The sequence below is a fragment of the Xanthomonas sp. 1678 genome (genome assembly GCF_031455575.1).
Lineage (GTDB): Bacteria > Pseudomonadota > Gammaproteobacteria > Xanthomonadales > Xanthomonadaceae > Xanthomonas_A.
Genome location: NZ_JAVDSZ010000014.1, coordinates 79,021 through 99,904, shown reverse-complemented (window position 1 = coordinate 99,904; position 20,884 = coordinate 79,021). Strand labels below are relative to the sequence as shown.

Genomic DNA, 20,884 nt, shown 5'->3' with positions numbered 1-20,884 from the left:
ATCGAGCGTATCTGGGCCCATTTGCACTTCGTTTCCCTTTCTCGAAAGTCTACGAAAATTGCGCCGCGTTTTCGACAGCACTACACAGCAGCGCATCTCCAGCACTCTTCCGAGAGCCCAGCGTTTCCCCCGGATGTCCGAACTTCTCTGCGTACAGCTTGCTCAGCCAATCGACGAACACGCGAACCCGCGGCGACAGCTGGCGGTGCTGCGGATACATCGCCGACAGCGGGAAGTCCGGGCTCGGCCAGTCGGCCAGCACTTCGACTAGGCGTCCGTCCCGCAACTCGTCTTCGACATGGAAGCGCGGCAGCTGGATCAAGCCGCAGCCGCGCAGCGCGCAGATGACGTTGTTCTCGGCATCGTTGACCGACATCCACCCGTCGAGCGCGAACGCACGCACCTGGCCGCCGACGCGCAGGTCCAGGGTGTTGTCGGTGGCGCCGCCGCTGGAAAAGAACTTCACCACCTGATGCGCGGCAAGGTCGTCGGGATGGCGCGGCGTGCCGAAGCGGGCGAGATAGTCCGGGCTGGCGCAGACCACCTGGGGCATGATCGCCAACCGCCGCGCCACCAGCGAGGAGTCGCGCGGGGTGCCTGCGCGGATCACGCAATCCACGCCTTCGCGGACCAGATCGACCAGCCGGTCGCCGCTGCTGACGACCAGCTCGATGCCGGGATAGCGCGCGCGGAATTGGTCGATGCGCGGCAACACGATCCGCGTCGCGTGCGTGCCGTGCATGTCCACGCGCAGGACGCCGCGCGGATTGGACGCGACCTGGCGCAACGAGGCTTCGGCGTCGTCCAACTCGCTGAGCACGTGCACGCAGCGCGCGTAGAACGCCTGGCCGTCCAGGGTCGGGCGCACGGTGCGCGTGGTGCGGTCCAGCAGGCGGGTGCCGAGCCGGGCTTCCAGCGCCTTGATCGCGTAGGTGGCGGTGGCGCGGGGAATGTCCAACGCCGCCGCGGCCTGGCTGAAGCTGCCCAGCTCCACGATGCGGGTGAACAGGTGCAGCGAGTCGAAGCGGTCCATGGCCCGATTGTTGTCTGTCATTGAATTGAGTTGGCAACTTAGCAGGATTTATCCCAATGGCGTCAACCGGAAGAATGGCGCTCCACGGGCAGTCCGCCCCTCTTCTCTGGAGCACGCCATGCATACGCACGCATCCAAGACCGCCATCGTCACCGGCGCCTCGCGCGGCATCGGCCAGGCCATCGCCCAGCGCCTGGCCGCCGACGGCTTCGCGGTCGTCGTCAACTACGCCGGCAACGCCGCCAAGGCGCAGGACACCGTGGCGGCCATCGCGGCGGCCGGCGGCAAGGCCATCGCCGTCCAGGGCGACGTCGGCAACCCCGAGGACGTCGCCGCGCTGTTCGATGCCGCGCGCCAGGCCTTCGGCCGCATCGACGTGGTGGTCAATAGCGCCGGCGTCATGCCGATGGCGTGGATCGCCGCGGACGGCCTGGCCGACTTCGACCGGGTGATCGCCACCAACCTGCGTGGCACCTTCCTGGTGCTGGGCCAGGCCGCCGCGCAGCTCGGCGAAGGCGGCCGCATCATCGCGCTGTCGACCAGCGTCATCGCCAAGGCGTTCCCCGGCTACGGCCCCTACATCGCCTCCAAGGCCGGCGTCGAAGGGCTGGTGCGCGTGCTCGCCAACGAGCTGCGCGGCAAGGGCATCACCGTCAACGCGGTCGCGCCCGGCCCGGTCGGCACCGAGCTGTTCCTCAATGGCAAGAGCCCCGAACAGATCGAGCAGAGCGCCAAGCTGGCCCCGCTGGAACGGCTGGGCACACCCGACGACATCGCCGCCGTGGTGGCGTTCTTGGCCGGCCCCGATGGCGGCTGGGTCAACGCCCAGGTCCTGCGCGCGAACGGCGGCTTCGCCTGAGCCGCCGCATGCGCTCCCCGTTCAAGGAACTCCTCCCATGAGCCAAGTGATCCTGGTCACCGGCGCCTCCAGCGGCTTCGGCGCGATGAGCGCCCGCGCGCTCGCCGACGCCGGCCACATCGTCTACGCCAGCATGCGCGACACCGGCGGGCGCAACGCGCCGCAAGTGGAGCGCGCGAAGGCCTACGCAACCGAGCACGGCGTGCAGTTGCACACGATCGAGCTGGACGTGCAATCGCAGGCCTCCGCCGACGCGTCCATCGCGCGCATCGTCGCCGAGCAAGGCCGAATCGACGTGCTGCTGCACAACGCCGGGCACATGGCGTTCGGCGCCGCCGAGGCGTTCACCCCCGAGCAGTTCGCCCAGCTCTACGACGTCAACGTACTCGGCGCGCAGCGGGTCAACCGCGCCGCGCTGCCGCAGCTGCGCGCGCAAGGCAAAGGCCTGTTGCTGTGGATCGGCAGCAGCAGCCACCGCGGCGGCACGCCGCCGTTCCTGGCGCCCTACTTCGCGGCCAAGGCGGCGATGGACGCGCTGGCGGTCAGCTACGCCGCGGAACTGGCGCGCTGGGGCATCGAGAGCTCCATCGTCGTGCCCGGTGCGTTCACCCAAGGTACCAACCACTTCGCCCATGCCGGCAAACCCGCGGACGACGCGCGCCAACACGCGTACGACGCAGGCCCCACCCGCGGCCTGGCCGACACCGCGCTGACGAACCTCGCCGCATGCGAGCCGCCCGATGCCGACCCCGCCAGCGTCGCGCGCGCGGTCGTCGACGTGGTGAGTGCGCCCTTCGGCCGCCGCCCGTTCCGCGTGCATGTCGATCCTTCCGACGACGGCTGCGCAGTGGTCGCGGCAGTGGCCGACCGTATCCGTGCGGAGTTCTTGCGCCGCATCGAGTTGGGCGATTTGCTGGCGCCAGCTGCGACACCAGCCGCGGCCGGTTGACGCTTGCGTCCAGCGCAGCTGCAACGTGCCTGGCGAGATCAGGTGCAGTGCCGTCGCTGCAACCCACACGGCTTTTTTCAATCCTGTTTCACCACCAACGGAGCATCACCATGCCATTCGCCAACTACAAGTTCCCGGAAGGAATCCTGGACCACGCCCGCAAGGAAGAGATCATCCACCGCACCACGGCGATGTTCGTCGAGTACTTCGGCGAGGAGGTGCGTCCGTACAGCATGGTCCTCGTCGAAGAAGTCGCGGACGGCGGCTGGGGCCGCGCCGACGAAACGCTGACGCTGGAGAAAATGGGCTTGCCGCCGAAAGGCAAGTGACGCCATCGGATGCGGAAAGGCGGTGGCGGGTCATGCACGTACGCCGCTGACCTTGCTGCCAAAAACCACGATGACGAAGTCCAGCCAACATGCGTCACCCTTCCTTGGCAGCATGACGTCGCACCAGCGCTCGCGCATTCCCTCAAGGAGTCCCGATGACCGTCCGCACCCCATCGCCGCCGCGCGCCGCTTGGTCCGCCGGGCGCAGCGTCGCGCGCCTCGAACCCGCTCTTTACGCCCTGCTGCGCATCGTCTTCGCCACAGTGCTTTTCACCCACGGCCTGCCGAAGGCGCTGCGCATTCCGCATGGATCGATGCAGGACCCGATGGCCGGATCGATCGCCCTCATCCAGAACGTGTTGGGCCTCCCCTTCGCGCCGCAGCTGGCGTTTCTGGTCATGCTGCTGGAGACGGGCGGTGCGCTCATGCTGGCGATCGGGCTCGGCACAAGGCTGGTCGCGCTGCTGATCGTCCTGCAGATGGCCGCGATCAGCTATGCACTGGGGCCGACCTGGCCCTGGCTGGACCGCGGCATCGAGTTTCCGGTCCTGATGGGCTTTCTTGCGCTGTACATCGCCGCGCGCGGCGGCGGGCGCTATGCATTGGACGTGCGGCTGGGTCCGCGCAGCAAAATGGCAGCAGCGGCTCACTCGCCATGATGGAGCGAGCTGACCGCTGGAACATCCGGCATGCATAAGACGGATACGTAGCAGAAAGTAGCTCGCACGCCACGCATACGCGACGCACCAACCCACTACCGCGCTGCCTGGCCATGACCCAACGCGCCCGACCGTCCTCCGGACCTTCGGCACTGTGCCATTGCGACCGTGCCTGCGAGGATGCGGTTTCGATACGACAAGGCGCGACCATGCTGGGACTCATCACGGCCGCACTCCTCGGCGCGGCGCTGTCCGCGTCCACGCCCGCGCCGCCGCTGGATGCCATGCCGCACACCCGCCTGGACGCGGACCTGCGCTGCCTGCTGGGCGTGTACGCCCTGCCTGCGGGGCAGTCGGTGACCATCACCGGCGACGGCGGGAAACAGCGCGAACTCCACTACACCCTGTCGAACGGCCGCTTCGGCTCCTTGCGCCTGGACGCCAGCGGCGGCTACGGCGCCGACGCCGTGTACGTCCGTTTCGCCCCCTGCCGCACCGGCACGCTGCAACTGACCCAGGGCGAGGCGACCGCGACCGGCACCCGCCTGCGCCTGGTCGAGCAGGAGACCACCTTCCGCAGCGACGGCATCGCACTGCACGGCAAGCTCGTGCTGCCCGTCGGCGGCCGCGCCACGGCCGCCGCCGTGTGGATCGAAGGGTCGAACAACGACCCCAGCACCGACGACAACGTGTGGCAATACGAACTGGCGCGCCGCGGCGTGGCGGTCTTCGTCTACGACAAGCGCGGCACCGGCGCCTCCGCCGGCGCCCCATCCTCGGATTTCCATGCGCGCGCACGCGATACCGCGGCCGCGGTCGAGGAAGTCCGCCGGCTCGCGCCGCGCGTGCGGCGGGTCGGGGTAATCGGCGGCAGCCAGGGCGGCTGGGTGGCGCCGCTGACCGCCACCCTGGTCCCGCTGGACTTCGTGGTGCCCGCCTTCGCGATGGCGGAAGGCCCCATCGCGCAGGACCGCGAGCTGGTGGAACAGCAAGTGCGGCGCGCGGGATTCGACGACGCCGCGGTGGCCCAGGCCAGGGAACTGACCGACATCACCGCACGCATCGTGCGCTCGAACATGCGCGAGGGGTTCACGGAACTGGAGGCGTTCAAGGCCAGGCACGCCGACGCGCCGTGGCGCAACGCCATCCAACCGCGCTCCTACACCGGCCTGTTCCTGACGCTCTCCAGCGCCGACATCCAGGCCAATGGCCCCGCGCTCGCGCAAGGCCTCACCTTCGGCTACGAACCGCTGCCGGTGATCGAGACGATCGCCCCGCGCCAGCTCTGGCTGCTCGGCGGCCGCGACCGCCAGGCGCCGAACGCCGTCACCCAGGCACTGCTCCGGCAACTGCAGCAACGCCGGCGCGATCTCGCCGTGGTCGTGTTCCCGAACGCCGACCACGGCCTGATCGAAACCATCGCCACGCCCGACGGCGAAGCGAAGACCTACCCCGCGCACCTGTTCGACGTGACCGCGGACTGGATCGACGAGCGCAAGCTTCCTGCGCCGGGAGCCTTCATCGTGATGCCGGCGGCGGACTGAGCGTTCCGGGCGAGCCCATGAAGCATGCGGGCTATCGCCCACGACAACACCGGGCAACAAAAAAGCGCCAGGCATCGAAAATGGGCGCTGGTGCGCCTGAATGTCGGGCTGCCAAGCCCGGCTACGTGATTTAACGCAGCGAGTGCAACGCGACCACTCGGAAATTCGCGACCCTGGACACCACGAACACGACATCCGGGGCTTGGCCCTCCGCGCGACGGATGTGCCCGATCACACGGACTTCCATTCCCACGCCAGATCCTGGCGGCCATTGCGCATAGCCCGCCGCCAAAAGCGCTTTCCCTTCCTCGGATACCAAGGCCTCCGGTGTCAATTCGGCCGCGAGCAGCCGATCCGGCGTATCGCAGTCGTGTAACGCGATGCCATGACGCTGAGAGCGGAAGCACGCTTCGACTTCGATTTTCTTCCCTGCCGATGCGTCCACGCTATTTATCAGGCGGCCGATAGGACCACGGCTTGCTGCTTCGCCGCAGCTCACCAGACCCAGAAAGAGTCCGGGCAAGATCGCGAGAAAGCGTTTCATCGCGTGTGCACTTTCCATCGGCATGAGAATTATCTTGGCCCCCCAGTCTCTCATCCCATGCGGTGCCTTGTGCAGCGGTAATCACCGCGCGCCATCGACGATGGCGATGTGCGGCTTGCCGCCCGGCGCGAACCCCAGCTCCGCCAACCACTGGCCGCTCAAGCGCAGCGTGGGAATGCGCCGGCTCTGCCGGCGGCCGTCCACCACCACGTCTTGGCAGACATAGCCCACCGTGCATTGCGTCGGGCAGCGTGGACTGTGCGAGCGCTTGGGCCGCAGTTCGTCTTCCGTCGGAACCGGATTGAACAGCGTGGTGCGCGAGAGGGTTGCCATCGTTGACATGGGAGGTCGATCAGCCAGACCCCCATTGCAGTGTCAGAAAACCCCGCACGCCAGCACCACGTCTACCAGCGAATCAACCTCTTTGCTTTACAACCATAAAAAGCAAAGCGACAGTAATGACCACAAAAGCCATCATCATGTAAGTGGAAAAATCAAAAACTCGCACAACTCTTGATGCGCATTGCTCAGATGAGCACAAACCAGGAGCACCTCGAGCAGCCAGCCTCACCAGAACAACACCAAAAATCATGTCCATGGCCAGGAACACGGAAGGAATAACCGCGCTCCCTTTCCGCCAAGCCATGAAAAACCAACCCAAAGAAATGGCTAACGATAAGAAATAGACAACCAAAAAATTTTGGTTCATTTGGGGACAAATGTCATTTTGAGGCTCTCGTAGGTTTCCTTGTCTCGGCTGTCGCCCTTCTCAGCAGCCAACTGTCCCCAGTGCAAGGCCTCCGGGCCATTGTCGTGCAAGACGCAATCCAGGTAATAGTCGCGCATCCTTCTGATTGCCGAAAGCTCTCCACTCTCGGCATTCGCCCGACTGGAAACAACATCAAGCGTCCTGCAACTCCCGTCCCCTGACACGGGGACTGCATCGACCTTATGATCGTTTTTCCCGCAGGAAACTAAAAGCGCCAAGCACCCCAAAAAATCAATCCTCAGCATCATGGCATGAACTCGATCGAGCGAAATCAAAGGCCCCGCATGCGAGGCCTTTGATCTGTGGCGCTTAGGTGGGGTTTTAGCCTCCGCCCCCGACAGTGGCGGGTGAAGTGGCCTGGAAATCTCGCATCCTGTTACGCCCCCAAATCACTGGCAATGATTCTTTCCAATTCCACAATGGCCGCCTTCACACTGGGATGCCGCTGCACCCAAACATCTCCCAAATGCTGCTTAACACTCTTTCCGCCCAGCATCGCTCTTAATTTATCAGAACTTCTGCATTGAAGAATATCATGTGCAGCATTCATAACATCTTCCGAAAAATCAGCATTTTTTTCACCAAGCTCCTCACCCCATTCCTTTTGGATTGCAGAAATGAGCTTCCCCGCAGCCCTCTGAAATTCGGTCTTTTTGGCAGCCACTTGTAAACCCACGAAGATTAGAGCCTAAAGGCAAGCCATTATACGACATTTTTTGTCATATTCATCCTCAAGCCCTCTCAACTCTCTTAGCCTTCTATTAAGCAACTTCTCATGCCCTCGGATAGTATCTTTCAACTTCTCTCCTGGGCCTATCCGCCAAGGAAGAGGATTGGGGTCCTTGATAAGATCTGGATACCTTTTTTCGTATATCTCCTTCTTGGTGTTTTCGATTTTTCTCGCAAGACTTTGACAGTATTCACCCGAAGGGTCATTGGGCGAAGATCCAGGAAACGGAATGGCAGGATCAAGAGGAGTAGTTATTGGGCGGGGCGCCACAGTCGGCTTCGGTGAAGATATCGACAACCACGGCGGAACAACGATAGTTAACCCATACGGATCACTATAAGAAAGCGGACTAGATTCCGAATAGGCATAAGTATTGAGCCCGCCCCCTAAACCTACTGGATCGCTCTGTCCATAACGACCGCTGCTCGTGTCGTAGTCCCGGAAGTAGTTCTGATTGAGCCCCGTCGCGCTGTCGTAGCGCTGCCCCGGGAAGCGCATGCCGAACACGAACGCCGTGCCATCGCGATCCGCATCCTGGTCCGGCGGCGAGTTGCCGAACGCCTCGCCCTTGATGTCCCACTTCCAGATCGCCACGTCGCGCACCGGGTCGATGACCGTCCGCGGTGCGCCGAGGTGGTCCGGCTGCACGTAGTTCAAGGCGGTGCCGGCCAGCACGCCCACCGGCAGGTCGTCCAGCCAGATCGTCTGCTGGAGTGGTGCGCCGGTGTTGTCGTAGTCGCCCAGCCAATGGCCGGCTTCGTCGTAGACCGCGTAAGTGTTGGTCGTGCCCAGGAAGCGGCGCACCTGCTCGCCACGGTCGTTGTAGCGATACTCCATCGCCAGCGTGCCGCCGCGCTTGGCCTGGCTCAGCCGCCCCGTCGCGTCGTAGGCGAACTCGCGTGCGGTCCCGTCGATGGCCGTGGTGTTGCCGGCCGCATCGTAGCTGCGCGCCGCGCCAGCCACACTTGCCAAGCGGTGGCTGTCGGTCGGGTAGCTGTAGGTCTGGGTGCTGCCGTTGACCTGGGCGCTGAGCCGGTTGCCGGTGGCGTCGTAGCTGTAGCCGTCGATCACCGTGCCGGTCGGGCCGTCCTTGAACGCGGTCAGCCGGCCCAGCGTGTCGTAGCCCAGGCTGACCACGGGGGCGGTATTGCCCGGCGCAGTCAGCGCGGTGAGGTTGCCGACCGGGTCGAAGACAAAGCCAACGTTGAGGCCGTCGCTGCGGCTGTCCTGGATCGCCAGCGGGCGGTAGTCCTGGTCGAGCACGCGCTGCAGCGGCCGACCGTTGCCGTAGGACCAGCCGGCGCTGGGGCCGAACGGATAGTAAGTGGCACCGCCCAGCAGCTTCTGTCGGCTGCCGCCGGTTACGGTCACTCCAACTTCCGTGGCTTGGCCCAGCGCGTTGCGCACGTAGTCCACCACCGCGCCGTCCGGATAGGTCACCCGGCTCAGGCGCCCACCCTTGGTGTAGGCGTAGCGCACCGTCAGCGCCTTGCCGTTGGTGGTCTGCACCTTGCGCACCACGCGCCCGAAGCGGTCGTAGCAATACTGGGTCAGGCCGCTGCCGTCCTGCAGCTTGCTCAGGCGTCCCAGCGCGAAGGTTTCGCCGGCTGCACAGACGTTCTGGCTGGCGTCGTAGGTATAGCTTGCGATCAGCGCCTGGTCCGCATACGTCGCCTTGGCCAGGCGGCCGAGCACGTCGTAGACGTAGTTGGTCTTGGTGCCGCGCGCGTCGGTCCGGGTGGCCAGGTTGCCGGCGCTATTGTAGGTGTAGCTGGTCACGCCGGTGTCGGGGCTGGTCAGCTTCAGCACGTCGCCAAACCCGTTGTATTGGTAGCTCGTCGCCAGGCCCTTGGGGTCGGTGACCTTGGTGGTGCGGTCCAGGGCGTCGTATTCGAACTGGGTCTTCGCAGCGATGCCGCCAACGTCCTGCAGGGCCTGCTTGACCCGGTTCAGCGGGTCATAGTCGTTCTGCGTTTTGCGCTTGAGCGCATCGGTCATCAGCTGGACGTTGCCGTTGAGGTCGTAGCTGAAGTCGGTGGGATCGGCCTCGGCCGTGGCCTGGGTGGCCAGCTGGCCGAGCTTGTTGTAGATCCGCGACAGCGTGTGCTTGAGCGCGCCGGACGCGTCCTTGGTGTCTTCCTTGGCCCGGTTGCCGGAGGCATCCAACGTGTAGTGGATGCTGTTGCCGGCGCCATCGGTCACGTCGGTCAGGCGATGCGCGGCATCGTAACCGTAGGCGACGAACGTGCCATCGGGGTCGGTGACCTTGCTGACGCTGCCCACGGCATCGTAGGCGACGAGCGTGGTCTGATCCTGGTCCGACGGCGTGCCGTCGGCATTCGCGCGCAACGTGCTCGATGCCGCCCAGCCGCGCGGGGTGTAGGTGAGATCGCGGATCAGACCATTGGCGTCCTGGGTGCGCGTCGGACGGCCATTGCGGTCGTAAGCCACATAGGTCGTGGCCCGGCCCAGCGCATCGACCACCTGATACAGGTCCCCTGCCCGATGGCAGGCGCCGCCGGCACTGGCGCAGCCGGATTCGTCGGCAGTCATGTAGTAGCGGTAAGTGGTGGTGTCGGCCACGTCGGTGCGCGGGCCGTCTTGGCTCAGCACCAAGCCGATTTGCGGGCATTGCGTGCCATCCACGGTATCGCAGTAGCTGGTGAGCCACTGGCGCACGCCGGCCGGCGCGTTGGCCGCGCTGCCGCAGCTGTAGCTCATGGCTGCGGACACGGCGGGATCAACGTCGCAGCGTGCCGTCTGCTGGCCGCGCGCGTTGTAGGTCCATGCCGTCTTGGCCGCCGTAGCGCCGGCAGCATCGAGCACGGTTCGGGTCAGCGGCACGCGTAGGCTGGCGTTCCAGGTAGTGTTGGTCGTGCGCTGCTGCGCGGTGCCCGAAGCATCGATCTGCTGGGTGAGCAGGCCGCCAGCCGCGTAGGTGGTCTTGGTGATGGCGCCCTTGAAGTCGGTCGTCGACGCAGGATAGCCATTAGCGTCGTAGGTCAGCGACTTCCACGGCTGGTTGCACTGCTCGCCGCACACCACACTGGCGCCGGTTGGCTTCAACGCGCCATAGCCGCTATCGGTAAAGCCCAGGAATACCCTGGTGCCCAAGGGCGAGGTGACCGTGGCAGGGATGCCCCAGTTCTGGGTCGAGGCCGCGTATTCGACCGATGTTGCATCGACGTTGCCAGCAAAGCTGGAAGAGATTGCCTTGCCATTGGCGGCGTAGCCCGTGCTTTCGAAACGCACGCCCTTCTCGTCGATCACCCCCGTCAGTGCCGTGGGCAGATTGGCCTTGGAGGTGAGCGTTTGCTCGTTGTAAACGTATTGGCGGGTCTTGCCATCCGGATATTGAACGGATGTCAGGTTGCCGGTGGTGTCGTAGCCGTAGGTCAGCGTGCCGCCGTCGGGCAAAGTGACCGTGCTCAGGCGGCTATTGCTGTCGTAAGCGAAGCTCAGCGAGCGGCCACCCGCGTCGGTCACCCGCTGCAGTAGGTTGGGTGGGGTCTTGGTGCCGGGCACCGTCGGCGGATCGCTGTAGTCCAGGGTCAGCACCGTCTGGCCCATGCGGTCGAACACAGAGCGCAACAGGCCATTGCTGTCGTAGATCTCCGTCTGCTGCGTGGCCCTCACATCCAACGCAAAGCCCAGCAACAGGCCAGCACCATCCCGACGCTCGGTCAGGATGTCGGGCATGTCCGGGTCCGTCGTCCACACCCCATTGCTCAGGCGGAACCGCTCCACGCCGCCATCCGGACGCCGGGCCTCGACCCGGCTGCCGCCATTGGCAATGCCGGACAACATGACATCCAGGGTGCGCTCGAACGAATGGCGCCACTGCTTGCCCAGCGCGACCGGGGTGACGAAGGTCTTGCTGTTGTAGAAACGGCGCAGCGTCAGCCAAGTCGGAGAATCGTAATCGGTGTCCTGGCGGAACATGTTGCCGGTGGCGGTATTGATCGGATCGCCTTCGAAGGAACTGCCCCGATGCACGCCGCCTTGTTTCAGCGCCGCGTCGCCGCTGCTGCCATGCGGGCCCGTGTTGTCGCCCTTCTGGCCCAGACCGCCGGTGCACATGGTGTTGCAGCTGCCCGCATTCTTAGCTGGCGAGCCTTGGCCTGGAATGTTGTCGTTCGCATAGACCCGCCCCCACTCTTTCCCATTCGAATAAACATAGGCAGCAGTGAACCCGTCGCTGTAAGAATCCGTGATGACGGGCGGATCGACACAACCATTTGAACCGCTTTCACACAGCCGCATGATCCCGTCATGGATGAACTGTACCGCTTGGCCGACCGTTGGAAAGGCGGCTGAACCGCTCGGGGAGTTGGCTGAATAGGGTGGCCCGTATTGCCGCTGCGGCGCTGCTGGGCTCAGCGGTGAAACCAGCATGCCCGCAAGCAGCAACAAGCAAAGCACGCCGATACGGCGGGAGAGGCGAACGTGGGGGTTCGACATAGCGTCATCCTTGAGCTTCGATAGCGTTGTAGGGGCACCCGCGGTGCGCAGGCAGTGCCCGGCGCCAACAAATCGTATCGCTCCTTTGTTGCAAATTCTGAGACGGCCAATCTCCTTTTTTTGCGGTTGCTGGCCTGGCCCGCTATCGGTCAACATGCGGCGGGGCCACGCCTCAGCCACCGGCCCCTAGCAAGGTCCACCGCCCTGCCGAGCTCATAGGTGGGGGTCGAGGCGCGGTAGCCAACCGCAGGCTGGAAGTTCAAAGGTTGAGCGCTGAGCGCTCTCTGCCACATCAAGACCTACCCATTGTTTGGGCCGATGCGTGTGCCCATCGTTCGTGTCGCGCGCGAACGATGGGCGCGTGGCTATAACGGCACGAGCATGTCCTGATCCTAACGGGCAATCCGCCTCGCCTCCGGCCAGCACCAACACTCGCTCGATCAGTCGGCGCGACGGCTCAGCATCCTTTTGGCGTCCGACGTGGACGTGATCACCAAGGCGCCATCGACAATGGCGATGTGCGGCTTGCTGCCCGGCGCGAATCCCAGTTCTGCCAGCCACTGGCCACTCAGGCGCAGGGTGGGAATGCGCCGGCTCTGCCGGCGGCCGTCCACCAGCACGTCTTGGCAGACATAGCCCACTGTGCATTGCGTAGGACAGCGCGGGCTGTGCGAGCGCTTGGGCCGCAGTTCGTCTTCCGTCGGAACCGGATTGAACAGCGTGGTGCGCGACAGGTTGCCGAGGGAGAGCCCCAGCATCGTTGAGGTGGTGGCGGCCGCGTCGAACGGGTTCGCTGGCTTGCGGGTGCGGCGACGGGGAGCAGAGGTGCTTTTGGGTGTGGTTGCTTTGCAGGACATGCGGGCTCCTTTGAGAAGGGAGTCCGCTCCCCCGACGCCAATCGAGGGTGGCGGACGGTGCACGATTGGCGTACCGGTCAAAGGCTCCGGCGAGCCCGAAGGCTCCCGCGCACCGCCCGCCGTAAATCGGCAAGCATTCGCGCCGTCGATGCGGCCAACAAAAAAGCGCCGGACATCGGAGAATGGGGCGCTGGTTGCGCCTTCGAACACGGGACGCCAATCCCGGCTGCGTGATTTGACGCAGCGATTTGATAGTGCTCTTTGCCAAAGTCGTGGTCAACAAACTTTGTAGACAGAAATGCAGGCTATGCGCCGTTCGAAAGTCTACTCTGACCCCAGATTTCCATTGCTACCAATGTTCAGTCCAGCTCCTCAGGGCTCTGAGGGCGATATCGCAGACTTTTGCACCTTTGCCGTCGAACAGAAGACCGATCTTGCCGACCCAGAGCACCGCTCCTCGAAACAGATTCAATTCGACGATCTCACGTTGCGGCTGGGGTCAATCCACTCAGTCAAGGGCAAGAGCGTAGATGGCATTCTCGTCCTTGAGAGCGAGATTTGGAAAGGCAATAGTGCGGACGAGCAGTGCATCGATCTGACTACAGTGCTTCCACGCGCGTTCGGCGTTACCGACGAGCTCTTTACCGGGATAAGGCTCACCGCCGCGACAAATGTCTTTGTGGGCGTGACTAGGCCACGCGAGTTGTTGGGGCTCGCACTCCGCAAATCCGAAGCAATGGCCCTCATAGGCCCCGCCAAGGACCAAGGGTGGAAACTTGTCGACCTGGTCGCGCAGGCTGCGGAGCCGAAGGAATGAGCGGACCCGTATCGACTGCCGGACTGGGGACGTCGACCAAGGTGATTGGCTTGACTAAGCACACGAAGCACGGCCACGTACCAAGCCCGGTCTCGCCGCATTTTGTGGCGCCGCCGGCGCATCCGATTCTGTCTTTCAATTCGATCGCCTTGGCAGCCGCGATCGCGAGGACCGCGACAACTTTGGATGATGCACCTGTCGCCCTGCTCGAAGGACTGCAACAATGCGCATTGATCGAACTGGAGACCTTGCTCCAAGATGGATCTTCATTTGCGCTCGAAACTCATTTCAAATTCCTCGCAGATACCGCCGGATCACAGTTCGCGGCCAAGGTCGGTGCTGGCATTGCCCACCTCTACATGGATGCTCTAGGCTACGCATGGCGAGCAAACGCTGCGTGCCTTTCGCCGTCGCTCAATCCCCATGCGGACTTCATTTACGAGGGTGGCAATGTGTCCGGCCACGGCGTCGTGCTCGCCGAGGCACACGGTTCGTTCGCCAAAGATGCGAGTGCTGCCAAGATAGCGAATGCGGCGAAGGGAAAGTACCTCAAGCAAGTAAAGCCTTTTGTGTCCAAGCCATCGCCGTTTGGAAAGATCATCCACGGCTATTCAATCGCATTCGGTTCAAAGCCGACGGTAGCCGGAAGCTTCTTAGCCGTATCAGAGACGCGGATTTCGAAGCCGCGGAAGCAGAAATCGCCGCTAAGCGTCCTGCAGATAGATGCAATGACAGAAGGCACGCCAGCGGCAATGGTCTTATCGACCCATCGCTCGAACTTTCTCTTGATGGGAGCGCAAGAGGTAGCCAAATGGATCGACTGGATCCAATCGCCAAGCTCTCCAACTCCCGAGCGATATGATGTTCCATTTCTTCGATTTGGCTATGCCGGACGAACCTATTTGGCGTCGCCTCCGGAGCTTTGGAGGCAAGACTATCCTCTCTGGTGGATCGAAGAGCTGTTCGTCGATAATGCCGACTGGTGGCGACTTGCTTGGCGCGCGCGATCGTCGCTATTAACTCGCCCTAGAGCTAGCTTCGGCTGGTTCGTAATCGAAGAGAAGTCCGGAAGCGAGTTCTTGAATGCATTGAGCAGTGCGGTCAGCGGCCGATCGGCTGGGCTGCCTGTGGCGATGAGGCTTCCAACCGTCGCACCGGCGGGCTTCGCGCTCTCCGCGCTGGGTCCCATTGCAAGCGCCGACGCCGATACGCCTTACCAATATGCGCTGTTTCGTGACGGTTTGGCTCTCGTCGGAGACCCTTACCGGGGGCAGCCGTACGATGTAGCGGTCTGGTCGCCAGATGAAGGGATTACGCTGCCCGCGGGAAGCCACGCACGGATGCTCTGAAGATTCGTGCCGTCCGTAGGGGCCAATGAGTCAACCTCACCCGCACTTCGAATACCCACAATTCAAACAAGTAGCACACCCGTCCATGATGACCAGGGCCTTGGTGTTGCACTTGTGGCACATCGTGGCCGACGGCGGGAAGCTCGCGCCGTCGCCGGTGACGGCGATGTCTTCTTCGTGGTCGGCGGTGGAGTTGGCGACAACCATTCCCTCATCCGCCCTGCGGGCACCTTCTCCCGCAGAAGAAGGAACAGCCGGCTTCATTTCATTGTTTTTTTTTGAGCGCTCTTCGTACTGCTTGCGCTTTTCGTTGATCAGCGCGCGCTGGTGGTCGCTCATCTCCGGGTCGTGCAGCAGGCCGATGGACTTCATGTGCTCTTCGACGATGCTGCCCAGTTCGGCCACCAGCGAGGGCATGTACACGCCGCCGGCCTTGAAGTAGCCGCCCTTGGGGTCGAACACGGCCTTCATCTCGTCGACCAGGAAGGTGACGTCGCCGCCCTTGCGGAACACGGCGGACATGATGCGGGTCAGCGCCACGATCCACTGGAAATGTTCCATGGACTTGGAGTTGACGAAGATCTCGAACGGGCGGCGCAGTTCGTGCTCGGTGCCGGCGTTGAGCACGATGTCGTTGAGGGTCACGTACATGGCGTGTTCCACCAACGGCGATTTGATCTTGTAGGTGCTGCCGATCAGCACATCCGGGCGCTCGATGCGCTCGTGCATGTGGATGATGTTGTCCACCGGCACTTCGGCCTCGGCGGTGGCGCGGTCGATCGACGCGGCGGGCACGGGCGGTGCGGCGTCGCGCGCTTTGTCTTCGGCGGTGACGACGGCGTAGCCCTTGATTTTCTTGTCGATCTTGACGGCCATGATGCGGTTCCTGGTGTGCGTGTCGTAATGGGGCGCGCGTCCCTCGCCCTGCCCCTCTCCCGCGCGCGGGAGAGAGGATGCAGCGTGGGACGGCTTACTTCTTGGCGCGGGTGGCCGCGGCCTTCTTGCCGGCGCTCTTGCGCACGGCGGTCTTCTTCACCGCGGTGGTCTTCTTGGCGACCTTGGCGGTGCTCTTCTTGGCGGCCTTGGCGACCTTGCCGACGCTCTTCTTGGCGACGGCCTTGCGGGCGCCGACGCTCTTCTTGGCCGGGGCCTTCTTGGCGGCCACCGACTTCTTGGCGACGGTCTTCTTCGCGGCGACCTTCTTGGCGGCCTTCTTCGGCGCGGCCTTCTTGGCCGGGGCCTTCTTCACTGCGGCCTTCTTCACTGCCGCCTTCTTGACGGCGGTCTTCTTGCCGACGGTCTTCTTGGTCGCGGTCTTCTTGGCGGCGGTCTTGCCCGCGGCCTTCTTGGCGGTGGCCTTCTTGGCGGTCTTCTTGCCGGCCTTCTTCAGCGCGGCGGCTTCGGACTGGGCGTTGGCCTTGGCCGCTTCCAGCTTCTTGCGCGCGTTGGCGACGGTCTTCTTCACCGACTTGCCGGCCTTCTCCGCGCGCTTGGCGACGGCCTTCTCGGCCTTCTTGACCGCCTTGCGGGTCTTGGCGACCTGGTCCTGCACGCGCTTTTGCACGTTCTCGGCGGTCTGCTTGACGCTGGCGACGGCGTCGCTGGCGGTGGCGGCGATCGCTTCGCCCATGTTGCTGGCGGTCTCTTTCACGTTTTCGGCGACTTGCGTCAGCGTCGCCGTCACACCATTACCGTTGCTCATAAAAAACCCTCCTCAGGGTGTCAGTGTTTATGTAACGCGGGCGATGCTATACCGATTGCAGCGAAGCGTGGAACCGGATGCGGCGACAAACGATGCGCGGTAGGGAAGCGTTGGGGGAAAGGCCGGCATGCCGCGTCCCCGGTTTCGCCTACCGCGGCCGCTCCCTGCGCCGGCACGCAGGGAGGAAGAACGCGGCATCAGAACTTGCCGTAATACCCTTCTTTCAGCGCGTCGAACAGGTTGGCGGCGGTGTGCATTTCGCCGTCGTACTCGATCTGCTCGTTGCCCTTCACCTCGACCACGCTGCCGTCTTCCAGTTCGAAGCGGTAGGTGGTGTTCTCCAGGTCCGCTTCCTTGACCAGCACGCCCTGGAAGGCGGCCGGGTTGAAGCGGAACGTGGTGCAGCCCTTCAACCCCTGCTGGTGCGCGTAGCGGTAGATGTCCTTGAACTGCTCGTAGGGGTAGTCGGTGGGAACGTTGGCGGTCTTGGAGATGGAGCTGTCCACCCACTTCTGCGCCGCGGCCTGCACGTCCACGTGTTCCTTGGGGTGGATGTCGTCGGCGGAGATGAAGTAGTCCGGCAGCTGCGCGTCGGCGGCCTCGGCGAACGGCATCGCCTTGGCGTTGACCAGGTGGCGGTAGGCCAGCAGCTCGAAGGAGAACACGTCCACCTTCTCCTTGGACTTCTTGCCTTCGCGGATCACGTTGCGGCTGTAGTGGTGGGCGAAGCTGGGCTCGATGCCGTTGGAGGCGTTGTTGGCCAGGCTCAGCGAGATGGTGCCGGTGGGGGCGATGGAGCTGTGGTGGGTGAAGCGCGCGCCCACTTCGGCCAGCTCGTCCACCAGCGCCGGCGCCACTTCGGCGATGCGCTGCATGTAGCGGCTGTACTTGGCGTGCAGCAGCTTGCCTTCGATCTGCTGGCCCACGCGCCAGCCGTCCTGCGCCATTTCCGGGCGCTGCCGCAGCATCGCGGCGGTGACCTCGAAGGTCTCCTGCATGATCGGCGCCGGGCCCTTTTCCTTGGCCAGGGCCAGCGCGGTTTCCCAGCCGGCCACGGCCATCTCGCGGGAGATGGCTTCGGTGAACTCGCACGAGGCCGGGCTGCCGTACTTCATCTGCAGCATGGTCATGGTCGAGCCCAGGCCGAGAAAGCCCATGCCGTGGCGGCGCTTGCGCAGGATCTCGTCGCGCTGCTGCTGCAGCGGCAGGCCGTTGACCTCGACCACGTTGTCGAGCATGCGGGTGAACACGCGCACCACTTCCTTGTATTCCTCCCAGTCGAAGCGCGCCTGGGCGGTGAACGGGTCGCGCACGAAGTTGGTGAGGTTGATCGAGCCCAGCAGGCAGGCGCCGTACGGCGGCAGCGGCTGCTCGCCGCAGGGGTTGGTGGCGCGGATGTTCTCGCACCACCAGTTGTTGTTCATCTCGTTGACGCGGTCGATCAGGATGAAGCCCGGCTCGGCGTAGTCGTAGGTGGAGACCATGATCATGTCCCACAGGTGGCGGGCGCGGATCTGCCCGTACACCTTGCACGCGACCAGGCCGTCGTCGCGGACGATGTAGTTGCTGTGGGTGGGCCAGTCGCGCCAGACCACGGCGTTGGCGTCGGCCAGGTCGATGTCGCCCTCTTCCTTGCGGTTGACCGGGAACACCAGCGGCCAGTCGGCGTCGTTCTCCACCGCCTGCATGAAGCCGTCGGTGATCAGCAGCGACAGGTTGAACTGGCGCAGGCGCCCGTCCTCGCGCTTGGCGCGGATGAAATCCTTCACGTCCGGGTGCGACACGTCGAAGGTGCCCATCTGCGCGCCGCGGCGCCCGCCCGCCGAGGACACGGTGAAGCACATCTTGTCGAAGATATCCATGAACGACATCGGCCCGGAGGTGTAGGCGCCGGCGCCGGCCACGAACGCGCCGCGCGGGCGCAGCGTGCTGAACTCGTAGCCGATGCCGCAGCCGGCCTTGAGGGTCAGGCCGGCTTCGTGGACCTTCTCCAGGATGCCGTCCATCGAGTCGGTGATGGTGCCCGACACGGTGCAGTTGATGGTGCTGGTGGCCGGCTTGTGTTCCAGCGCGCCGGCGTTGGAGGTGATGCGCCCGGCCGGGATCGCGCCGCGGCGCAGCGCCCAGGCGAAGCGTTCGAACCAGTAGGCGCGCTTTTCCTCGGTGGCCTCGGCATCGGCCAGCGCGCGCGCCACGCGCTGGTAGGTGCCGTCGATGTCGGCATCCAGCGGCTCGCCCTGCTTGGTCTTCAGGCGGTATTTCTTGTCCCAGATATCCTGCGACGCGGGCTGCATCGGGATGGGGTTCTGCTTGGACTCGGTCTGGACGACTTCCAGGCGCACCGTGCTCATTCTTTTCTGTTCTCCTCGAACCTGTCCCGATGGGGCGGATGGGATGGCCGTCCGCCGTGTCTCTTATTTGTATGCGGTTTGCGCTGCGCGACGACGACAGCCGCGGCAGCGCGCACGGCGCCGCCCTTCGGCCGAATGGGAATGCGTAGGGCGTTCGACCGCCCGTTTCACGTTCACGCCCTGCGTCACTGCGTGCGCCCCCTGGGGTTGCACCCCAGCGAAAACCCCAGTAGTTGGGTTGCTTTCCCGCCTCACCGCTACATGTAGTGGCAAAACGAAGTGCCCACGCTAACCCTGGGCCGGCCGGCTGTCAACGTCGGAACCGGGGCCGGGCGGCATTGCCGTACCTGCCGCGGGGTTCGCCCGCGCCGCGCTTTCACTGGCGGTTAAACGCCGCTCGTTCATCTTGATTTATGCGCCCTGGCGCCCATCTGCCCTGCGTCCTTCGCCGCGTCATCCCGGAACCCGACCCATGCGCCCGCTGCCCACGCTGCTGACCCTGACCGCCGCCGCCGCTTTCGGCGGTTTCGCCGCCACCGCGATCAACGCGCACCTGGACAACCGCGCCGAGGCGGCGCCCGCCCCCGCCGCGCCGGTGGCGCAGACGGTGGCCGGCAGCGCGGCGTTGCCGGCCTCGGTGGCCGGGCAGCCGCTGCCGTCGCTGGCGCCGATGCTGCAGCAGACCATGCCGGCGGTGGTCAGCATCAACACCAAACAGGTGGTGCGGGTGCGCAATCCGTACTTCAACGACCCGTTCTTCCGCCGCCTGTTCCCGGACATCCCGCAGGAGCGGATCAACGAGTCGCTGGGCTCGGGCGTGATCATCGACGCCAAGAACGGCTACGTGCTGACCAACCACCACGTGGTGGAGAACGCCGACGACGTGCAGGTGACCCTAGCCGACGGGCGCAGCTTCAAGGCCGAGTTCATGGGTTCGGACGCGGACACCGACGTGGCGCTGATCCGGATCAAGGCCGACAAGCTCACCGAGATCCGCCTGGGCGACAGCAGCAAGCTGCGGGTGGGCGATTTCGTGGTGGCGATCGGCAACCCGTTCGGCTTCACCCAGACGGTAACCTCGGGCATCGTCTCGGCGATGGGCCGCAACGGCATCCGCGGCCTGGGCTACCAGAACTTCATCCAGACCGACGCTTCGATCAACCCAGGCAACTCCGGCGGCGCGCTGGTCGACCTGCACGGCGAGCTGGTCGGCATCAACACCGCCAGCTTCAACCCGCAGGGCAGCATGGCCGGCAACATCGGCCTGGGCCTGGCGATCCCGTCGAACCTGGCGCGCGCGGTGGTCGATCAGCTGCTGAAGAACAACGGGGTGATGATCCGCGGCACCTTCGGCATCGAGACCCAGAACCTGACCGCGCAGATGGCGCAGGGGCTGGGCCTGGACGCGGCGCGCGGGGCGCTGGTGACGCGGGTGCTGGCCGGTTCGACCGCCGCCAGCGCGGGCCTGCAGCCGGGCGATGTGGTGGTCGGCGCCAACGGCGAGCGGCTGGACAGCGCCGAGGCGCTGCACAACTACGAAGGCCTGCAGCCGGTGGGCAGCACGGTGACGCTGGACGTGCGCCGCGACGGCAAGCCGCTGCAGATCAAGGCCACGCTGAAGGAACAGCCGCGCGCGGTGAGCGGCGAATCGCTGGACCCGCGCCTGACCGGCGCCACCTTCACCGACCTGCCCGAGTCGCTGCGCCAGTCCGGCATCAACGGCGTGCTGGTCGGCAGCGTGGCGCGCGGCAGCCGCGCGGCGCGCAACGGCCTGGCCGGCGGCGACATCGTGGTGGCCGCGTCCACCGGCGAGTTCGCCGACCTGGCCAGCTACCGCGCCAACTTCGCGCGCAAGCCGGCGCAGCTGGTGCTGCGGGTGATCCGCGGCGGCGCGCAGGCCGACCTGCTGATGCAGTGAGGCGCGCCGCCGC

Annotated in this window: 19 protein-coding genes; 8 read left to right on the top strand and 11 right to left on the bottom strand. The window is 64.7% G+C overall.

Annotation, left to right across the window (positions count from 1 at the left end; genetic code table 11):
- Window positions 1-49: 49 nt before the first annotated feature.
- On the bottom strand, window positions 50-1,033 hold the full coding sequence (locus J2Y70_RS20170; protein WP_309921709.1) for a LysR substrate-binding domain-containing protein: 984 nt from the start codon (window positions 1,031-1,033) through the stop codon (window positions 50-52).
- Between the two features lie 118 nt (window positions 1,034-1,151).
- On the opposite strand from J2Y70_RS20170, the gene J2Y70_RS20165 reads away from it, so the two are divergent.
- The 5 genes from J2Y70_RS20165 to J2Y70_RS20145 all read left to right on the top strand — a co-directional run bounded on the left by J2Y70_RS20165 (window position 1,152) and on the right by J2Y70_RS20145 (window position 5,373).
- Entirely contained in the window at window positions 1,152-1,892 is a 741-nt protein-coding gene (locus J2Y70_RS20165; protein WP_309921706.1) for an SDR family oxidoreductase, read from the top strand.
- 37 nt (window positions 1,893-1,929) lie between these two features.
- Complete coding sequence (locus J2Y70_RS20160) at window positions 1,930-2,841, top strand: SDR family NAD(P)-dependent oxidoreductase (RefSeq protein ID WP_309921703.1); 912 nt, start codon at window positions 1,930-1,932, stop codon at window positions 2,839-2,841.
- A 110-nt stretch (window positions 2,842-2,951) separates the two neighbouring features.
- A complete protein-coding gene (locus J2Y70_RS20155) occupies window positions 2,952-3,170 on the top strand; it encodes a tautomerase family protein (protein ID WP_309921701.1) in 219 nt (72 codons plus the stop codon).
- 155 nt (window positions 3,171-3,325) lie between these two features.
- A complete protein-coding gene (locus J2Y70_RS20150; protein ID WP_309921699.1) occupies window positions 3,326-3,829 on the top strand; it encodes a DoxX family protein in 504 nt (167 codons plus the stop codon).
- A gap of 209 nt (window positions 3,830-4,038) precedes the next feature.
- Window positions 4,039-5,373 carry an alpha/beta hydrolase gene (locus J2Y70_RS20145; protein WP_309921696.1) on the top strand — a complete coding sequence of 445 codons (1,335 nt, stop codon included), beginning with the start codon at window positions 4,039-4,041 and terminating at the stop codon, window positions 5,371-5,373.
- 130 nt (window positions 5,374-5,503) lie between these two features.
- Here the strand turns inward: J2Y70_RS20145 and J2Y70_RS20140 are convergent, their stop codons facing one another.
- The 7 genes from J2Y70_RS20140 to J2Y70_RS20110 all read right to left on the bottom strand — a co-directional run bounded on the left by J2Y70_RS20140 (window position 5,504) and on the right by J2Y70_RS20110 (window position 12,734).
- On the bottom strand, window positions 5,504-5,917 hold the full coding sequence (locus tag J2Y70_RS20140; protein ID WP_309921694.1) for a hypothetical protein: 414 nt from the start codon (window positions 5,915-5,917) through the stop codon (window positions 5,504-5,506).
- 81 nt (window positions 5,918-5,998) lie between these two features.
- A complete protein-coding gene (locus J2Y70_RS20135; RefSeq protein ID WP_309921691.1) occupies window positions 5,999-6,250 on the bottom strand; it encodes a SymE family type I addiction module toxin in 252 nt (83 codons plus the stop codon).
- Window positions 6,251-6,332: 82 nt separating this feature from the next.
- Window positions 6,333-6,626 (bottom strand): hypothetical protein, encoded by a 294-nt coding sequence (locus J2Y70_RS20130; protein ID WP_309921689.1) that lies wholly within the window; start codon window positions 6,624-6,626, stop codon window positions 6,333-6,335.
- Window positions 6,623-6,934, bottom strand: coding sequence for a hypothetical protein (locus tag J2Y70_RS20125; RefSeq protein WP_309921686.1), 312 nt, complete (start codon window positions 6,932-6,934; stop codon window positions 6,623-6,625). The genes J2Y70_RS20130 and J2Y70_RS20125 overlap by 4 nt, the downstream gene beginning before the upstream one ends.
- Window positions 6,935-7,062: 128 nt before the next feature.
- Window positions 7,063-7,350 (bottom strand): hypothetical protein, encoded by a 288-nt coding sequence (locus J2Y70_RS20120; RefSeq protein WP_309921683.1) that lies wholly within the window; start codon window positions 7,348-7,350, stop codon window positions 7,063-7,065.
- Window positions 7,351-7,374: 24 nt separating this feature from the next.
- Window positions 7,375-11,877: an RHS repeat-associated core domain-containing protein gene (locus J2Y70_RS20115; protein WP_309921680.1), complete on the bottom strand. Its 4,503-nt coding sequence runs from the start codon at window positions 11,875-11,877 to the stop codon at window positions 7,375-7,377.
- A 440-nt stretch (window positions 11,878-12,317) separates the two neighbouring features.
- Window positions 12,318-12,734: a SymE family type I addiction module toxin gene (locus J2Y70_RS20110; RefSeq protein WP_309921677.1), complete on the bottom strand. Its 417-nt coding sequence runs from the start codon at window positions 12,732-12,734 to the stop codon at window positions 12,318-12,320.
- Between the two features lie 307 nt (window positions 12,735-13,041).
- Between J2Y70_RS20110 and J2Y70_RS20105 the strand changes: the two genes are divergently transcribed.
- The gene (locus J2Y70_RS20105) at window positions 13,042-13,551 is read left to right on the top strand and encodes a hypothetical protein (protein ID WP_309921674.1); all 510 of its coding nucleotides are present in this window, start codon (window positions 13,042-13,044) and stop codon (window positions 13,549-13,551) included.
- Window positions 13,548-14,900: a hypothetical protein gene (locus J2Y70_RS20100; RefSeq protein WP_309921670.1), complete on the top strand. Its 1,353-nt coding sequence runs from the start codon at window positions 13,548-13,550 to the stop codon at window positions 14,898-14,900. The genes J2Y70_RS20105 and J2Y70_RS20100 overlap by 4 nt, the downstream gene beginning before the upstream one ends.
- A gap of 36 nt (window positions 14,901-14,936) precedes the next feature.
- On the opposite strand, the gene J2Y70_RS20095 is transcribed toward J2Y70_RS20100, so the two are convergent.
- The 3 genes from J2Y70_RS20095 to J2Y70_RS20085 all read right to left on the bottom strand — a co-directional run bounded on the left by J2Y70_RS20095 (window position 14,937) and on the right by J2Y70_RS20085 (window position 18,953).
- Window positions 14,937-15,776: an NrdJb gene (locus J2Y70_RS20095; protein ID WP_309921667.1), complete on the bottom strand. Its 840-nt coding sequence runs from the start codon at window positions 15,774-15,776 to the stop codon at window positions 14,937-14,939.
- A 94-nt stretch (window positions 15,777-15,870) separates the two neighbouring features.
- Window positions 15,871-16,602, bottom strand: coding sequence for a hypothetical protein (locus tag J2Y70_RS20090; RefSeq protein ID WP_309921664.1), 732 nt, complete (start codon window positions 16,600-16,602; stop codon window positions 15,871-15,873).
- 197 nt (window positions 16,603-16,799) lie between these two features.
- Window positions 16,800-18,953, bottom strand: coding sequence for an adenosylcobalamin-dependent ribonucleoside-diphosphate reductase (locus J2Y70_RS20085; RefSeq protein WP_309921661.1), 2,154 nt, complete (start codon window positions 18,951-18,953; stop codon window positions 16,800-16,802).
- 472 nt (window positions 18,954-19,425) lie between these two features.
- Here J2Y70_RS20085 and J2Y70_RS20080 point away from each other — a divergent pair, with 472 nt between their 5' ends.
- Window positions 19,426-20,871, top strand: a complete 1,446-nt coding sequence (locus J2Y70_RS20080) for a Do family serine endopeptidase (protein WP_309921657.1) — start codon at window positions 19,426-19,428, stop codon at window positions 20,869-20,871.
- Window positions 20,872-20,884: the final 13 nt, after the last annotated feature.

Excerpts from the sequence above, each read along its gene's own strand:
- J2Y70_RS20090 (WP_309921664.1), bottom strand. The coding sequence starts at position 16,602 with ATGAGCAACGGTAATGGTGTGACGGCGACGCTGACGCAAGTCGCCGAA.
- J2Y70_RS20170 (WP_309921709.1), bottom strand. The coding sequence starts at position 1,033 with ATGGACCGCTTCGACTCGCTGCACCTGTTCACCCGCATCGTGGAGCTG.
- J2Y70_RS20080 (WP_309921657.1), top strand. The coding sequence starts at position 19,426 with ATGCGCCCGCTGCCCACGCTGCTGACCCTGACCGCCGCCGCCGCTTTC.
- J2Y70_RS20160 (WP_309921703.1), top strand. The coding sequence starts at position 1,930 with ATGAGCCAAGTGATCCTGGTCACCGGCGCCTCCAGCGGCTTCGGCGCG.
- J2Y70_RS20165 (WP_309921706.1), top strand. The coding sequence starts at position 1,152 with ATGCATACGCACGCATCCAAGACCGCCATCGTCACCGGCGCCTCGCGC.
- J2Y70_RS20095 (WP_309921667.1), bottom strand. The coding sequence starts at position 15,776 with ATGGCCGTCAAGATCGACAAGAAAATCAAGGGCTACGCCGTCGTCACC.
- J2Y70_RS20145 (WP_309921696.1), top strand. The coding sequence starts at position 4,039 with ATGCTGGGACTCATCACGGCCGCACTCCTCGGCGCGGCGCTGTCCGCG.
- J2Y70_RS20135 (WP_309921691.1), bottom strand. The coding sequence starts at position 6,250 with ATGGCAACCCTCTCGCGCACCACGCTGTTCAATCCGGTTCCGACGGAA.
- J2Y70_RS20150 (WP_309921699.1), top strand. The coding sequence starts at position 3,326 with ATGACCGTCCGCACCCCATCGCCGCCGCGCGCCGCTTGGTCCGCCGGG.
- J2Y70_RS20105 (WP_309921674.1), top strand. The coding sequence starts at position 13,042 with ATGCGCCGTTCGAAAGTCTACTCTGACCCCAGATTTCCATTGCTACCA.
- J2Y70_RS20110 (WP_309921677.1), bottom strand. The coding sequence starts at position 12,734 with ATGTCCTGCAAAGCAACCACACCCAAAAGCACCTCTGCTCCCCGTCGC.
- J2Y70_RS20130 (WP_309921689.1), bottom strand. The coding sequence starts at position 6,626 with ATGAACCAAAATTTTTTGGTTGTCTATTTCTTATCGTTAGCCATTTCT.
- J2Y70_RS20155 (WP_309921701.1), top strand. The coding sequence starts at position 2,952 with ATGCCATTCGCCAACTACAAGTTCCCGGAAGGAATCCTGGACCACGCC.
- J2Y70_RS20100 (WP_309921670.1), top strand. The coding sequence starts at position 13,548 with ATGAGCGGACCCGTATCGACTGCCGGACTGGGGACGTCGACCAAGGTG.
- J2Y70_RS20140 (WP_309921694.1), bottom strand. The coding sequence starts at position 5,917 with ATGAAACGCTTTCTCGCGATCTTGCCCGGACTCTTTCTGGGTCTGGTG.
- J2Y70_RS20125 (WP_309921686.1), bottom strand. The coding sequence starts at position 6,934 with ATGATGCTGAGGATTGATTTTTTGGGGTGCTTGGCGCTTTTAGTTTCC.
- J2Y70_RS20085 (WP_309921661.1), bottom strand. The coding sequence starts at position 18,953 with ATGAGCACGGTGCGCCTGGAAGTCGTCCAGACCGAGTCCAAGCAGAAC.
- J2Y70_RS20115 (WP_309921680.1), bottom strand. The coding sequence starts at position 11,877 with ATGTCGAACCCCCACGTTCGCCTCTCCCGCCGTATCGGCGTGCTTTGC.